At 42.1% G+C, this 15,291-nt stretch carries 17 protein-coding genes; 13 read left to right on the top strand and 4 right to left on the bottom strand.

Annotated features, from left to right (window positions below; all coding sequences use genetic code 11):
- From RP262_RS07765 to RP262_RS07725, 9 genes are all read left to right on the top strand, one after another.
- Window positions 1-737 (top strand): GyrI-like domain-containing protein (locus RP262_RS07765; protein WP_311154773.1); only part of this gene is annotated, 737 nt, incomplete at its 5' end.
- A 53-nt stretch (window positions 738-790) separates the two neighbouring features.
- A complete protein-coding gene (locus tag RP262_RS07760; RefSeq protein WP_311154772.1) occupies window positions 791-1,717 on the top strand; it encodes a DNA repair protein RadC in 927 nt (308 codons plus the stop codon).
- 205 nt (window positions 1,718-1,922) lie between these two features.
- Window positions 1,923-2,612, top strand: a complete 690-nt coding sequence (locus tag RP262_RS07755) for a YjjG family noncanonical pyrimidine nucleotidase (protein WP_049539229.1) — start codon at window positions 1,923-1,925, stop codon at window positions 2,610-2,612.
- Window positions 2,613-2,836: 224 nt separating this feature from the next.
- The gene (gene rpsP / locus RP262_RS07750) at window positions 2,837-3,109 is read left to right on the top strand and encodes a 30S ribosomal protein S16 (RefSeq protein ID WP_002895310.1); all 273 of its coding nucleotides are present in this window, start codon (window positions 2,837-2,839) and stop codon (window positions 3,107-3,109) included.
- A gap of 19 nt (window positions 3,110-3,128) precedes the next feature.
- A complete protein-coding gene (kphA, locus tag RP262_RS07745; RefSeq protein ID WP_002895313.1) occupies window positions 3,129-3,368 on the top strand; it encodes an RNA-binding protein KphA in 240 nt (79 codons plus the stop codon).
- A 252-nt stretch (window positions 3,369-3,620) separates the two neighbouring features.
- On the top strand, window positions 3,621-4,172 hold the full coding sequence (locus tag RP262_RS07740; protein WP_311154771.1) for a putative immunity protein: 552 nt from the start codon (window positions 3,621-3,623) through the stop codon (window positions 4,170-4,172).
- Window positions 4,169-5,518 carry a TrkH family potassium uptake protein gene (locus RP262_RS07735; protein ID WP_125378504.1) on the top strand — a complete coding sequence of 450 codons (1,350 nt, stop codon included), beginning with the start codon at window positions 4,169-4,171 and terminating at the stop codon, window positions 5,516-5,518. Before RP262_RS07740 ends, RP262_RS07735 begins: the two co-directional genes overlap by 4 nt.
- 10 nt (window positions 5,519-5,528) lie before the next feature.
- Complete coding sequence (locus RP262_RS07730) at window positions 5,529-6,200, top strand: TrkA family potassium uptake protein (RefSeq protein WP_032913402.1); 672 nt, start codon at window positions 5,529-5,531, stop codon at window positions 6,198-6,200.
- 159 nt (window positions 6,201-6,359) lie between these two features.
- Window positions 6,360-6,881, top strand: coding sequence for a GNAT family N-acetyltransferase (locus RP262_RS07725; protein ID WP_002900222.1), 522 nt, complete (start codon window positions 6,360-6,362; stop codon window positions 6,879-6,881).
- Here the strand turns inward: RP262_RS07725 and RP262_RS07720 are convergent.
- Window positions 6,803-7,114, bottom strand: coding sequence for a VOC family protein (locus RP262_RS07720; protein ID WP_002912608.1), 312 nt, complete (start codon window positions 7,112-7,114; stop codon window positions 6,803-6,805). The genes RP262_RS07725 and RP262_RS07720 overlap by 79 nt on opposite strands.
- 247 nt (window positions 7,115-7,361) lie before the next feature.
- On the opposite strand from RP262_RS07720, the gene RP262_RS07715 reads away from it, so the two are divergent.
- Window positions 7,362-8,171 carry an alpha/beta fold hydrolase gene (locus RP262_RS07715; protein WP_049541167.1) on the top strand — a complete coding sequence of 270 codons (810 nt, stop codon included), beginning with the start codon at window positions 7,362-7,364 and terminating at the stop codon, window positions 8,169-8,171.
- An 84-nt stretch (window positions 8,172-8,255) separates the two neighbouring features.
- On the opposite strand, the gene RP262_RS07710 is transcribed toward RP262_RS07715, so the two are convergent.
- A complete protein-coding gene (locus RP262_RS07710) occupies window positions 8,256-8,714 on the bottom strand; it encodes a hypothetical protein (RefSeq protein ID WP_002897445.1) in 459 nt (152 codons plus the stop codon).
- A 198-nt stretch (window positions 8,715-8,912) separates the two neighbouring features.
- On the opposite strand from RP262_RS07710, the gene rimM reads away from it, so the two are divergent.
- The 3 genes from rimM (at window position 8,913) to RP262_RS07695 (ending at window position 12,895) form a co-directional block, all read left to right on the top strand.
- Complete coding sequence (gene rimM / locus RP262_RS07705; protein ID WP_311154770.1) at window positions 8,913-9,431, top strand: ribosome maturation factor RimM; 519 nt, start codon at window positions 8,913-8,915, stop codon at window positions 9,429-9,431.
- Window positions 9,421-10,143: a tRNA (guanosine(37)-N1)-methyltransferase TrmD gene (gene trmD / locus RP262_RS07700; RefSeq protein WP_124765755.1), complete on the top strand. Its 723-nt coding sequence runs from the start codon at window positions 9,421-9,423 to the stop codon at window positions 10,141-10,143. The genes rimM and trmD overlap by 11 nt, the downstream gene beginning before the upstream one ends.
- 190 nt (window positions 10,144-10,333) lie before the next feature.
- Window positions 10,334-12,895, top strand: coding sequence for a CAP domain-containing protein (locus RP262_RS07695; protein WP_124765753.1), 2,562 nt, complete (start codon window positions 10,334-10,336; stop codon window positions 12,893-12,895).
- Window positions 12,896-13,031: 136 nt separating this feature from the next.
- On the opposite strand, the gene RP262_RS07690 is transcribed toward RP262_RS07695, so the two are convergent.
- Window positions 13,032-13,868 carry a sugar ABC transporter permease gene (locus RP262_RS07690; RefSeq protein WP_002904608.1) on the bottom strand — a complete coding sequence of 279 codons (837 nt, stop codon included), beginning with the start codon at window positions 13,866-13,868 and terminating at the stop codon, window positions 13,032-13,034.
- The gene (locus RP262_RS07685; protein WP_002904606.1) at window positions 13,868-15,226 is read right to left on the bottom strand and encodes a carbohydrate ABC transporter permease; all 1,359 of its coding nucleotides are present in this window, start codon (window positions 15,224-15,226) and stop codon (window positions 13,868-13,870) included. Before RP262_RS07685 ends, RP262_RS07690 begins: the two co-directional genes overlap by 1 nt.
- Window positions 15,227-15,291 lie beyond the last annotated feature (65 nt).

The raw sequence follows: 15,291 nt of genomic DNA, 5'->3' as shown, positions 1-15,291 counted from the left end.
ATGCTCTCTTTAGCAGGCTCTTTTCCATCCTAGCAGATATGACTTTAGCAGAATATTTGCGCAATCGCAGGCTGTCAGAAGCCGTGACAGACTTGCGGGAAAGCTCTGAGAAAGTCATTGATATAGCACTGAAATACGGCTATGAGTCTGCGGATGCCTTCAGCGCAGCCTTCAAGAAATTCCATGGTGTTACTCCCTCAGAAGTTCGAAATGGAAAACCTTATCGGGTCTTTCCTAGACTTCAATTATCCTTAAAGATTACAGGAGGAAAGAACATGGATATCAAGATTCAAAAGAAACCTGCTTTTACCGTGGCAGGCGTCCTATTGGAAGCTATTGACAATAGCCAGTGCCCGTCTGCATGGGAGCAGCTCTATGCAAATCACACCTTTGAAAGCCTAGAAAGTCTGGGCAGTGGCCATTCCTTTGGTGTCTGCTCGAATGTCAAAGAAGGCGAAATCATCAACTATATGGCCGCTTATGATGTGACGGATAAAGCTAAAGCAGAAGAACTAGGTCTGTCAATCAAAGAAATCGCAGAAGCTGAATATGCCATCGTACCAGTCAAGGGGGCTATACCAGCCAGCATCCACCATGCTTGGAAATATGTCTTGGAAGTCTTTTTTCCAGAAACTGGCTATCGCCACTCAGGAGCACCAGATTTTGAAGTTTACACCGAGGGTGATATGTACTCCCCAGACTATCAAATGGAACTCTGGATACCAGTGGTGAAATAAAATGCCGATTGCAAGCCATTTTTTAGCTATTGATTACAGAGGAGGGTAATGCTATGCAGATGTATTTGGGGGACGTTTCTCTTTGCTATACATATTCACTTGCGATGGCGCTGCATTCATATGGGTATGATGTTCGCCCTGAGTTTTTGGAAGCCATTATGGTGATGGGAAATGGTGCCAGTATTGTAAAGGAAGATGAAAAACACCCCTTAGTCTTCTTTGATAATGGGATGCCAGATAGTTCTATCAGCCATTCTTTAGACATTCTGGGTTTTACATATGATGAATACTATATAAAGGATTCTAATAAAGTGAATCTTCTCTCTATCAGAGAAATGTTAAGCAAGTTCTTGCTCAGCGGGCCAGTTGTTCTTGGCCCTTTGGACATGGGGTATCTCACTTATAATCCCAATCATATCCATTTGTATGGGGTGGACCATTTTGTTTCAGTTTATGAACTAGATGATGAGTTTATCTATTTCCATGATCCAGCAGGCTTTGCTTGTATGAAAATGAGTTTCTCAGAATTTTCGAAAGCCTGGGAAGCTAAAAATATCGACTATAAAAGAGGTTCTTTCTCCATGTGGGGAAACTTCCAAAAAATCAAATCTCCAACTTCCAAAGAGATTTATCAGAAAACATCTATACTGATGAAGCAACGATATGAGCACGGCGAGGAGAATGTGATAGCAAGATATGCTAAGTCGGTAGCGGACAATGGCTTGAATGAAGAACAAAAGCATCTTCATCAATACTTTAGCTTCAAATTAGCTTCTATCAGAAATCTATACATGAGCAACTTCTTAAAAGACCACGATACGGTCAGATCTGAACTAAAAGAAAATTTAGCAAAATTGTTCGGCCAAGCTCATCTATTTTGTATCAAGGAAGATTATCAGAAATTGTCAGAAGTCTTGTTTGATATTGCAGCGCTAGATAATAAGTTTAGAGATTTGTGTGTTCACTATAAAGTAGGGTAGAAGAAGTGAGAAAAACGAAGATGCTGTTTGGGAAATAAAAGAATGTAATGCAGCAGGATTGAAAGAAGGGATAGCAGACTATCAGACGTATCTCTGGATACCAGTGGATAAATAGATTAGAAATCAGCTGTTTATTTTTGAGCGGCTGGTTTTTTATGCATTGTGGTATAATGAAGCTATTACAGTTTCAGAAAGGATTTCGATTTTGCCATACAAATTTCTACTATTCGACCTTGACCATACGCTGCTGGATTTTGATACGGCAGAAGACATCGCCTTGACTCATTTTTTGGAGGAGCAGGGCGTGGCGGAGATTCAGACCTACAAAGACTATTATATCCCCATGAACAAGGGGCTTTGGCGGGATCTGGAACAAGGTAAAATTACCAAGCCGGAGCTGGTCAACAATCGCTTTTCTCGTCTTTTTGCCCATTTTGGCATTGAGAAGGATGGGGCCGAGTTGGCCCTTCTCTATCAGCAGCATATTGCTCAGCAAGGACAAACTTACGCTGGTGCAAGTGAGCTTTTGGACAGTCTGACAGCAGCTGATTATGAGATTTACGGAGCGACTAATGGCATCACGGCTATTCAGACTGGCCGCATGGCCCATTCCGACATTTCACCCTATTTTAATCATATTTTTATCTCGGAAAAGATGGGGACTCAGAAGCCTGAAGCTTTATTTTATGAAAAAATAGCAGAGCAGATACCAGATTTTGATCTGTCTCAGACTTTGATGATTGGAGACTCCTTGACAGCTGATATTGCTGGCGCTAATAATGCTGGATTGGACTCTATCTGGTACAATCCCAAGCAGCTAGAAAATCAAAGTCTTTTTCAGCCGACCTATACCGCTTATTCTTATGACGACATTATCAGACTATTGGTTCCATAAGGAGACTGCAAAAATCCTTGCTTTATTTTCTCTTAAATATATTTTTATCAAGTAAGCTAGTAAAAACGCATTGTGCTTTTAAGGCAAAAAGACTAATCTAAAAAAATTTTAACTCTGTCAAGAAAAAAACTTGACAGCCGTCTTTAATCTGCTATAATAGAACATGTGCTTAATAGCTTTGCTATTTCACCAAAAGAAAAAAATAAAGAAAAGAGACCTTAATAATGGCAGTAAAAATCCGTTTGACTCGTATGGGTTCTAAGAAAAAACCGTTCTACCGTATCAATGTTGCAGACTCACGTTCACCTCGTGACGGACGTTTCATCGAAACCGTTGGTACTTACAATCCACTTGTAGCTGAAAACCAAGTGACTTTGAAAGAAGACCGTATCCTTGAGTGGTTGGGTAATGGTGCACAACCTTCTGATACTGTACGCAACATCCTTTCAAAAGAAGGCGTATTGAAGAAATTCCACGATTCAAAATACTCTAAATAATAGAAGCGTAGGTTGACATATGGACACGATTGAAAATCTAATTATTGCGATAGTGAAACCTTTGATTTCACAGCCAGATGCCTTAACTATCAAGATTGAGGATACACCTGAATTTTTAGAATATCACCTGGATCTTGATCAGAGTGATGTTGGACGTGTAATCGGTCGTAAAGGTCGTACTATCTCCGCTATAAGGACGATTGTTTACTCTGTCCCAACCGAGTACAAAAAAGTTCGCATCGTTATTGATGAGAAATAAGAAGAACGGGACCAGTGTGTCTCGTTTTTTTCTATTTCTCTTAGCGAGCTGAGTACGCGGATCTCAAGTGAGCTTAGAGAAATTGATGCCCAGCGAAGCATGGGTACAAGCCCCTTAATGAAATAAGCCGTTAGGCGCAGTTGAATTTAGGGGAATTGATGCAGTTCGAGCGTATGTGAGAACTAGACACTTCATTTAAGAGAAGAACGAAATGCAGGGGCGAGTTTAGAAAAATTCGAAACTGGAGGGCATATGAAGCCAGAAGATTATGCTTGGAACGCTCATGAGCGCAAGTGTTATGAGAATAGCCAAGTGATTTTACCGAGCCCATACAAGCTGAAAATCCTGGATGATGGTGAGAAGAGATTGGAATTGGAGCTTGTTTTGGAACAGCTTCCTCAGGGGCAACTGGCTCGATGGGCTATGAAAATGGCGTCAAGCTTTATAGCTCTGATAGATGCGGAAGATGAGTCTGAAAAGCAGAAGATTTTGACTCAGGTAAGAGCGATTTTTCGGGCTCGACTTGATGATAGGGCATCTGCCTATGAACTAAGGCAGGCTGGTTTCTTGGCTAACAAACTGTCGCAGCAAGCCCAATCACAAATCGGTAAATATGCTGCGCGTGTCTTTGCCCAAGCAGTCGCAACAGGCCACATGCGGGGCCATGCTATCGTCGCAGCGGATTATGCCATCAAAGTCAGAAACTTGCAGAGTCCAGATGATTTGCAGCGGGCTGTCAAGGAAAGAGAAGGGCAGATAAGGCTAGCCTCTGCGTTTATTAGATCAGGAAAGGAAACTTTATGAAGCATTTATTTTCACGCTTGTCACCAGCGCAAAAGATTATCTTGTCTTTTCTTCTGGTGATATTCTGTGGCTCCTTGCTACTCAGTCTGCCTTGGGTGCAGACGGAAAGTTCCCAAGCGGGCTATCTGGATCATCTTTTTACAGCTGTCTCGATGGTCTGTGTGACAGGACTTTTTACTCGATCGGTTGTGGATACATACAATGTCTGGGGGCAGCTCCTTTGCATGTTACTGATTCAGATTGGTGGCTTGGGAATCCTGACTTTTATCGGATTTTTCACCATGGAAAGTCGGAAAAAGCTCAGCCTCAAGGATCGAAGTATTCTGCGGGATAGTTTTAGTTATGGTCATAATCGTACCTTAGGTCAATTTGTCCGTTCGATTTTTATCACGACTTTTACTATCGAAGGACTGGGTGCGCTCCTTCTCATGATTCGCTTCATTCCCAAGTTTGGTCTGAGAAAAGGGATTTTTAATTCTATCTTTTTAGCAGTTTCTGCATTTTGTAATGCGGGCTTTGATAATTTTGGCAATGATAGCCTACTAGGCTTGCAGACAGATGTTTTGGTCAATATCACCTTGGCTCTCCTCATCATCACTGGAGGCCTTGGCTTTATGGTCTGGTTTGACTTGGCGACTAAATTGGGAGGAAAACAGAAGGGACTGCACTTTCATACTAAGGTAGTCTTGCTGCTGACTGCTGGTCTCCTTGTTTTTGGGACGGTCACGAGTCTCTGGACGGAGTACAATAATCCTGGAACGATTGGCAATCTTTCCTTTGGCGATAAGCTACTGGTCAGCTTTTTTCAGACAGTCAGTATGAGGACAGCTGGCTTTGCTTCCATTGATTATACAGCTGCTCGTCCAGTAACCCTGTTTATCTATCTGCTCCAGATGTTTCTGGGAGGGGCTCCGGGTGGTACAGCGGGCGGTCTGAAAATTACGACCTTCCTAGTTCTTTTGCTTTTTGCTCGAAAGGAAATCCTGGGCTTGCCTCATACCAATATGGGGCGGAGAACACTGGCTCCTCAGCTAGTGCAGAAGGCTTTTGGTGTGACAGTGATTTTTCAGCTGACATTTCTACTTGGTCTTTTGGCTCTTGGGCTAGTGACTGATAGCAGTCATCGCTTTATTTACCTGATATTTGAGACTGTGTCAGCACTTGCTACAGTTGGTGTCACGGCCAATATCACTACCAGCCTCAATACAGCTGGTATGATTGTGATTATGCTGCTGATGTTTATTGGACGGGTAGGGCCGCTGACTCTTATGGTCAGTCTTAACCATTATCAACCGAAGAAGGCGGCTACCTTGCATTACAGCAAGGCGGACATTATGATTGGATAGGAGAAAAGAAATGGCAAATCAAACAGTTGGAATCCTCGGCTTGGGGATTTTTGGACAGAGTATCATTGAGGCCTTGATTTCTCAAGATGTAGAAATCATTGCGATTGATAATCACGAAGAGACAATCAATCAGTATGAAGACATGATTGCCGTTGGTGTGATCGGGGACATTACTGATATGGAGCTTTTAGAGGCGGCAGACGTTGGGTCCTGTGATACGGTCATCGTAGCGACGGGAGAAAGTCTGGAATCCAGCGTCCTAGCGGTCATGCACTGCAAGGCATTGGGCGTTAAAAATGTCATTGCCAAGGTCAAAGATGAAGTAACTCAGCAGGTGCTGGAAAAGGTGGGAGCTGATCTGGTTATTCTGCCTGAAGTGGAGGCTGGTATTTCATTGGCTAAGACTATTCTCTTGAACCATTCGATTGAGGTCTTCCAGCTGGATGACGATGTAGTAGTGGCTGAGTTTGAACTGCCTGCTAGCTGGGTCGGGAAAACGGTCCGTGAAGTAGATGCTCGCAGGCTTTATCATCTTAATATTATCGGATACCGTCTGACAAAAAATCAGCCTTTGGAAAGCAAGTTTACTCCAGACTTTGTTTGGCCAGAAGGCGTTAGCATTATGGCTGTGACTGATAACCAGCATTTGGATAATTTACGTGAAATAGTGAGTAGCAGCTAGGATAATTCCTCTTCGGTGGGGGGCCAACCGATTCTATCTAGGCATTCGGCACCTTTCTATTATATGAAGAAAAAATGGATACATAGGAGCTCTTTCAGGGCTCTTTTTTGAAACCAGTTGCAAAATTTATTATACTATCACTAGAAAAGGAGTGATTTTATGAGCTTAACCAGCCAGATCATTACAGCAGATTTTCCAGATTTGGATAAGGTAGAAGCCTTGAATAATGAAGCTTTTCCAGAAGAGGAAAGGATACCGCTCAGTGAATTTTTGCGATATGAGGAACAGGAAGATGCTAATTTTTTCGCCTTTTATCATGAAAAGGAATTTGTTGGTTTTGCCTTTGCCATCTCCAACGCGCAAGCCTTTTATGTTAGTTTCTTTGCGATTATGCCCCACCTGCGCAGCCATGGCTATGGCGGTGAAATCATCGAAAAGCTGGTCAATTTCTATCAGCGAACCATGATTTTAGAAATCGAGCGCTTAGATGAGCCGTGTGATAATATTGAACAGCGTCAAGCTCGCTGGGATTTCTATCACAGCAAGGGTTTCCGCTCGTCGAATGCATTTCTAGAATATGACGATCTTAGTTTTGAAATTCTTTATCGAGGGGATTCTTTTGACGAAGAAGCTTTTTCGATACAAAGTCCTTGCCAGCCTTCCTCGCACTCATCCCAGTAGAAAAAGCGCTCCAGATTTTTAGGTCTGCCAAATAGTTTAGCTATGATTTTGGCTATTACAGGAATGCCCGTATTTTCCAGTAGCTCAATATAGGGGCCTTGACTAAAGTATATTAAGGCATTGTTGGGTTTTTTCCTTCTGCCGTATTCGACGACAAAACCCTTTTCTTCCCATTCCTTGACCGCTTGCCGTAAGCCTTTTACCTTGTAAATCAGATGGCCGCTTCTTATCATAGTAGCCCCTCCTTTTCGTATTCTGCCTTTACCTTAGCATAGATTTTTAGGAAAAACAAGCCTTGAGATTAGCCTTCATTCACAGTGCAAGCAACTGCCTCTTCTAACACGAATCTTGGTTGAATATGAAAAAATTTTGGTATATAATTTTGGGTATTGGGATGTCCTTATTCTGCTAGTAAAATAGCTAGCTCTCAGATACTAGTGTGTGCCCAGATAATATTTTTTAGAATTGATTAGAAACATTATGAAAGAAAGAATGATCAAAACGAAAATAGGACAGCTATTTGTGTCCTATCAACCTGCGGAAAAGATTGCTGTATTTTTAAGCGGTGCAGGGAGTCTGCCGACCTATGAAAATTTTTTGCCAGTCATTCGGAAGTTACCTAAAAATTGGGGCTATTTAACAATAGATTACCCTAATGCTGGCCAAAGCCCACTGGAAAATCAAGAAAGTTTTGTTTTGGACGATTTGGTCCAATCTATTATAGAGGTTTTATCGCATTTTAAAGTCATTCAGTATGCTATTTGCGCGCACAGTATTAGCGGCCTCGTAGCAGTTAAAATTGCTGAGTCAGAGCCGTTTTGTCAGGGACTAATCTTGATTGAACCGACCACTTATTCTGTTCTATATGGCGAATTAGCGCAGAATCCTTATCCCGAATTTTTATCCTTACAGGAGAAAGTTCAGATGCTCGGTGGAGGATATGAATATATGAAAAAAATAGAACAAGAGAGTTTTCCAGCTGCTGATTTTAAAATCTTATGGGCTAAGGCAGAAAAGAGTTCAGATAGATTAAAATCTGTACAAGAAGGATTTCAACATTACTGCAGTATCGCAGAAAGCGATTTTCAGAACTTAGATATTTCTTTTCAATTCCCGATTTTTATCCTGAGTCAGGCCTATCGAGAACAAGAATATAAAGATTCCGAATTTGCTTCACAAAATACTCAGATTATTTTAGGAGGCAACCATCATTATTTACATTGGAGTCAGTCAGAAAAGATAGCTGAGCTTCTTTTGAAGTGTGATGGGCAAGATGTATACAAACTTTAATAGTATATTGAAAGCGGGAGTAAAGATATATGCAAAATAGCTGAGATTAAAACCTCAGCTATTTAGTACGTTTTTATGAGAGTATTATCCTAGTATTTCAGCAATAGCATCTCGAATTTCCTGAACGGTTGCGGATTTGCTATGGTCACTGGTATCAAACTCGATATATTGGCCATCATCATCAACAGTTCCCCCGACAGGCCCTTCGGATCCATCGACTGATGTTCCAATGGCAGGGGGGATGCTTGTATCTGCATAGTCTATATCAATAACGATGATGCGCGTATTGGCCTCTAAATCATCTATCATTGGAAGAGACGATGCGGAGGTCATGTTCTGACTAGCATAGTATTCTAGGAAAGCCTTGATGGTTAGGTTATCAATTTGAGCAATTTTTTCGTCAAGGGCTGAGACATTTCTAGTTTCTTTCGTTTCATTTTCCATTGCTTGGCCTTTTTTGACCTGTGTCAAAGCAGTCAAACTGGCGGCTGTGGTAGCTAGAATAGCAGTAGAGAGAAGGAGTTTGCTTAACTTTTTTCCCATAGGTATCACCAACTTCTTTCTAGTTTTGCGTAAACACACTTGGGTGTTTACGGTGTTGAGGTTCTATATGTATAATTATACGTTAAATAGCAACATTAATCAAATAAATATAGGCAAGAGAATTCCCCCTTATCTCCCTTGTACATTCCCCTATATCATGATAAAATACTAGGCAGAGTATAATATGTTGGAGTCGAGATGAATTATTTTAATGTTGGAAAAATTGTCAATACGCAAGGTCTGCAAGGTGAGATGCGGGTTTTGTCAGTGACGGATTTTGCAGAAGAGCGTTTTAGAAAAGGTAATACCCTTGCCCTGTTTGACAAGAAAGATCAGTTTGTCATGGACGTGGAGATTGCCAGTCATCGCAAGATCAAGAACTTTGATATTATCAAGTTTAAGGGGATGTACCACATCAATGACATCGAGAAATTCCGTGATTTCACTCTGAAGGTCCGAGAGGAAGATTTGACGGACTTGGAAGACGGGGAATTTTACTACCATGAAATCATCGGCCTTGAAGTCTATGAAAATGATGTTCTTCTTGGTAGGATTAAGGAAATTCTGCAGCCAGGAGCCAATGATGTCTGGGTGGTCAAACGTAAGGGCAAGCGCGACTTGCTGCTGCCTTATATTCCGCCAGTGGTGCTGGGGATTGACATTGAGCAAGGTCGGGTTGATGTAGAGATACCGGAAGGACTTGACGATGAAAATTGATATTTTGACTCTCTTTCCGGAGATGTTTGCGCCCTTGGAGCACTCTATTGTAGGAAAAGCGCGGGAAAAAGGCATCTTAGAAATCAACTACCACAATTTCCGAGAAAAGGCTGAAAAATCCCGGCATGTAGACGACGAGCCATACGGCGGAGGCCAGGGTATGCTGCTACGGGCCCAACCTATTTTTGATGCCTATGATGCCATTGAAAAGCAGCAGCCGCGCGTGATTTTGCTGGATCCTGCTGGTCGGACTTTTGATCAAGCCTATGCTGAGGAGCTAGCTAAAGAAGAGGAACTCATTTTCATTTGTGGCCATTATGAAGGCTATGATGATCGGATCAAGACTTTAGTGACAGATGAGATTTCGCTTGGGGACTATGTCCTTACTGGAGGAGAATTGGCGGCTATGACCATGATTGATGCTACCGTTCGCCTGATTCCAGAGGTTATTGGTAAGGAAGCCAGTCATACAGATGATAGTTTTTCATCTGGACTCTTGGAATATCCTCAGTACACTCGGCCCTATGACTATCGGGGTATGGTCGTTCCGGAAGTCCTCATGAGTGGCCATCATGAAAATATCCGTAAGTGGCGTCTTTATGAAAGTCTGAAAAAGACCTACCTAAGACGTCCAGACTTGTTGGAACACTATGAAATGACGGCCGAAGAAGAAGCAATGTTAGAAGAAATTCGACAAGCTCAATCTGACTGACAAGCAAAGTTAACTCTTAGAAAGGATCTAGGAGTTTTTGCTTTATTCGATACAGAAATGCTCATTTTTGTTGGAAAAACCATCTTATTTTTCTAATACAACATTTTTGTAACAAAAATGTAATAAAAAAACTATTAAAAGGATACGTTTGCTACTAGTTAATACTAGCGTTTTGTGATAGTATATTACTATGCGGGCTGCTATACCCAGGTTAATTATAGTATGTGAGATTATAAAAAGGAGATTGATTATGGAAAAGAAAATAGGCAAGTCTGTTGTAGCGACTGGTATCGCAGCTACAACTATTATTTCTGGTGGACTGACCCATCAAGTGCACGCGGATGAGTTGGTTGAATCAACTGTAACAGCTCCACAAGCGACTGAAGTAACTGGAAAACCGGTGACAGCAGCAGATGTAGCTGTTGCCCAAGAAAATGCTGAAGCTGCTAAAGCTAAACTCGATGAGCAAAGATCGATAGTAGATACTGCTAAAACAGAAGCTGAAGATGCAAAAACTAGCGTGAAAGTGGCTGAAGCCGCTGTTGAGACTGCTAAAGAAATACAGGCAGAAGCAACAGAAGAAAATGTTGCTAAAGCGGAGACAGAAGCAAAAACAGCAGAGCAAGAGGTTAGCACGAAAGACGTTGCTGTTCGAGAAGCAGCGGCTAAAGCTGCCAAGGCTGACCAAGCTGTTAAAGATCAAGCAAATACTATTAAAGCGAGTCAATCTCTGGTAGATGTTGCAGAGACTGAATTGAAACAAGCTAAAACACCACTTAACTCAGAAGAGCAAGCTGTAGCAACTGCTAAGAGTCAGCAAAGTCAAGCACAGACTGCTTTAGACAATGCAAAATCTGAACTGACAAAGGCAGAGCAAGCAGCATCTTCTGCTCCACAGGTGCAGGCTGATATTCAGAATAAAATCAATCAGGCAAAGGCATCTTTGAGCCAAACCAATCAAGCTATTAGCTCGCTTGAAGGACAGATTCCGGCTGCCGAGAAAGCAGCAGCAACAGATCCTGTTGACCTTCGCAATACGACTTATTCTCAATTTTTAGAAAATGTTCGTAACAATGCGGCTAATCAAGAAATTCGTGATGCTGCCAACAATGCACTTGCTGTTTACCAACGAGGTCAAAATGAATTTGGTATCTCAGTTAATTCTGACCCAACCAGTCCAGCTAGTCTAGAAAATAACCTTCAAGCTTTGGAGTTGGTGAAGGCGATTAATGCTTACCGTCGTAATGCTGGCTTACAAGAGTTGTTGGTTGATCCGTATGCGAATGTGGCTAGCCAGATTCAGACTATCTACTTTGAGCGCAATAACTGGCACATGGGCAAGCTGATTGGTAACGAAAATGTGGCGATTAGCTTTGACCCACAAGGAGCAGTCAATTTCTGGCACAAAGAAAAAGAAAAGTATCAAGAGATTGCAGCGCAATATGGACTGCCTACTGATGAAACTCAGCTTGATGCTAATGCTATCTATATGCGGGTTGGTGCTGGCGTATTTGCTCAGATTGGACACTATGTTCAGATGATGGATAATAAAGCCAATGCTATCTCAGCAGCTTATGATAAGCATCCAAACCAATGGGGCACACCTCATGGTACATCCGAAGTTGGTTTCCATCATATTAGCAACTTTGACCAACGTGTTAATAATGGTACTTTGCTGACTGTTGCGGCTATGGAGCAGTTGTTGCGTGCTAGTGGCGGTCGTTCTGCAGGTTCTAATGCTAATGTTACAGCACTTAAGAATCAATTGGCTGAACTCAAGGCTCAAAAAGTCGGTAAGGAATCAGCTATTAATATCCTCAATGCTCAATTAGCTGATGCTCAAAAGGCAGCGGCAGCTCAAATTGCAGCAGTTGAAGCAGCTCGTCAGAAAGTAGCAACTGCTGAAAATAATCTGGCTTTGACCAAGCAAAATGTTGCCCTTAAGCAGGAAGCTCTCGACAGAGCGACAGCTAAGATTGCAGCAAACCTAGCACCTTATCAGACTAACTTGAGCAATGCTCAGGCAGTTCTAGCGGCAGCTAAGGATAAGTTGGCAGAACTTCAGTCAGCCCAAGAAGCTGCGAAAGCTAGTTTGACTACTGCTCAAGAGGATTTCTTGGCTGCTCAAAAAACATTAGCAGCAGCTAAAAAGAAAGTTATTGATCTAAAAAATGCTCCTCAGTTACTAGCAGAAGCTGAGCGAGAGTTGGCAGAAGCGCAGCTTGATTTTGAAGCTAAACAAGCAATCTTAAATCAAGAGACTGCAATTTTAGCTGTCCTTGAGGAATCCTACAACAGTCTTCAAGCGAATTATGAAACTCTCTTGAGTATCTTGAATCAAGCATCTCTCCTGTATGGAAATGCTCTGAATAGTAACTATCGCTCAGGTGAAGATAAACAGCCTCTAACAGCTGTAAAAGGCGGAGCTGCTGGTCCAGGTGCAGAGGATGAATCTAAGAAAGATTCAGATGCTAAGACTGCAGAAGTTCATGCGAACACTCGTGAAGTCAAAGGAGCAACTACGGGTGCCGTTCAAGCGGCAGGTGGTGGTGCATTTACTGATTTTGTTGTAAATCCTGCAGCTCAGCTAGCAAGTGTGGCTACGACAGCCGATAAGGCTCCAACGGTACCTGCTATTCTGCCAAATACTGGCTCAGAAGCAGAACGCCTTGCAATTTTTGGTATGGCACTTGGTGCAGCTGCCTTTTTGGGAACCAACAAGCGCCGTCGCAGAGACGAAGATTATAATTAAAGAAATACAAAATGAGCCTGGAATAATTTCCAGACTCATTTTTTGGTGTCTACAGCAATTAAACAATCTAATATAAAAAGAAAGATAAAAACTTCCGATATTAACTGTCGGAAGTTTTCAATATACATAATAGATTTTATTTGACTGCTCCGCCTGTTACACCTTCTACGTAGTATTTCTGCATGAAGATGAAGAGAAGAGTGATTGGGATAGCGATGATAATCGCTCCAGATGTGAAAGGTAAGAACCATTTATTTATGGCGTCCTTATTAAGCATTTGGAAAAGTCCTAAAGCAACTGTGTATTTTTCCTTGACATCGCCTAGGATGACAGAGGCAAAGATGAAGTCGACCCAAGGTCCCATGAAAGCCATAAGTGCTGTATAAACGATAATCGGTTTTGAAAGCGGCAATGTAATAGTCCGGAAGATTTGGAAGCGGGTCGCTCCGTCGATCATAGCGGATTCGTCCAAAGAATATGGGATAGTATCAAAGAAACCTTTAGCAATATAGAAGCCTAGGGCTGCTCCAGCTGAATAAACCAGAATCAATGATGTCAGAGTTTGTGTCAAATTGAGTGCTTTCAAGATGTAGTAAACCGCAATCATAGACATGAAACCTGGGAACATATTAAGAACCAGAGCCAGCTTGAGGAAACGGTTTTTATGCTTGAACTTGATACGGCTGAGTGAGTAAGCCATACCCACAGTAATCAAAGTAGACAGGATACAGGTCGCTGTGGCAACAATCAGGGTATTCATAAACCACTGAAGAAAAGGATATGTGTTGTTATTAAACAGTCTGATATAGTTGTCAAGAGTATAGGTCTTAGGGAAGAAGTAAGGGACTGCATTAGAGCCTTCACCACGGAAGCTGGTTAGAAAAATCCAGATAATCGGCGTTAGCCAGATGAGTGCTAAAACAGCCAGTAAGACATAAATCCCTAATAAACTGAGTTTTTTTCTATTTTTCATTATTTAGCAGTTCCTTCCTTGAATGATGCGGATCTAGTATAGGCTAAGAGACTGAAGGCTGCAGAGATTGCAAAGATCAGGATACCGATAACAGATGCTAGATTATAGTCCTTGGCAGAAACAGTCAGTTTATAGAGCCAGGTAACCAAGAGGTCAGTTGAGCCAGCCTGATAGTAGGAAGAGTTAGTAGGTCCACCGCCTGTCAGGAAGTAGATAACGTTGAAGTTGTTGATGTTCCCGATAAACTGCTGGATGAGTGATGGCGCCATAATCAAGAGAATTTGAGGGAAAGTAATGCTCTTGAAGATTTGAAGCTTGCTAGCTCCATCAATCTCAGCAGCTTCGATTTGCTCGCTAGGTAGGTTCATGATAATCCCAGTCGCTACCAGCATGGTAAATGGAATACCAATCCACATATTGACAAGGATGATTGAGAACTTAGCCCAAACAGGGTCACTCAAGAATGGAATTGGATGCTGAATGAGATGGAGGCTTTGCAATAATCCGTTCAAAGGTCCATTGTCATTCAGGAAATTACGCATTAAGAGCAGGGATACGAATTGTGGAACTGCGATAGTAATAACGAAGAGTGTGCGCCAAACTTTCTTGTACTTGAGGCCTTTGGTATTGAGCAAGAGAGCTAAAACAATACCGAAGAAGAATGTAGTAGCTGTCGCAGCAACCGCCCAAATCAAGGTCCAGCCTAAAAGTGGGAAGAAGGTGCTAGCCATGCGACCTGAGAAAACATCACCAAAGCTAGAGAAGCCAACCCAGTCAAAAAGTGACTTAGGAGCTGGATGCTTATGGTCAAAGTTAGTAAAGGCCAAGCAGATCATATAGATCAGAGGCAGGATGGTAAAGAGCAGTACTCCAATGAGAGGAATGCTCATTAGACCCATGTGGAAGCGGCCGTCAGCAAGCGTCTTAAAGTCCTCAACGAAGTTAGGAATCTTCTGACCGGACTGCTTGAGTGCCATCAAGTGACGAGCACTTTTCAGGTTACACCAGTAGATGTAGGCGAAGACTGCACAGAAGATAAGAGAAGCAAGTCCAAAAATCAGCATCAGCATAGAGTTGTCACCCGCTACTTGAACGGTGATTTCCAAACCGTTAACTTTTTTGATAGCCTCTCCCTGCTCTTGAGTCCCCAATGTAATCATGCCACCAATAGCTGGTATGATTTGGACTGCAAAAGCAATCAGGAAAGCAATTTCTGAGAAGAGGAAGAGCAGCCCCTTGATAAATTGTTTGTTTACAAGGTTGCTCAGTCCCATTACCAGAAAAGAGAGTTTGACATCCCAAGTTCCCTCTTTAAAGACCTGAACCATGGATGCATTGTCATAAGATGACTGAGTCATAGTATTCTCCTTATATTTACAAAGAAAGAAGTGAGGAGGCTGCCCTCCTCACTTCAATGCTTATT

Origin of the sequence: uncultured Streptococcus sp., from assembly GCF_963456385.1 — a bacterium.
In the GTDB taxonomy this organism is placed as follows: domain Bacteria; phylum Bacillota; class Bacilli; order Lactobacillales; family Streptococcaceae; genus Streptococcus.
Note: the sequence above shows the minus strand (reverse complement) of the source record. Positions and strands in the feature narration are given on the sequence as shown.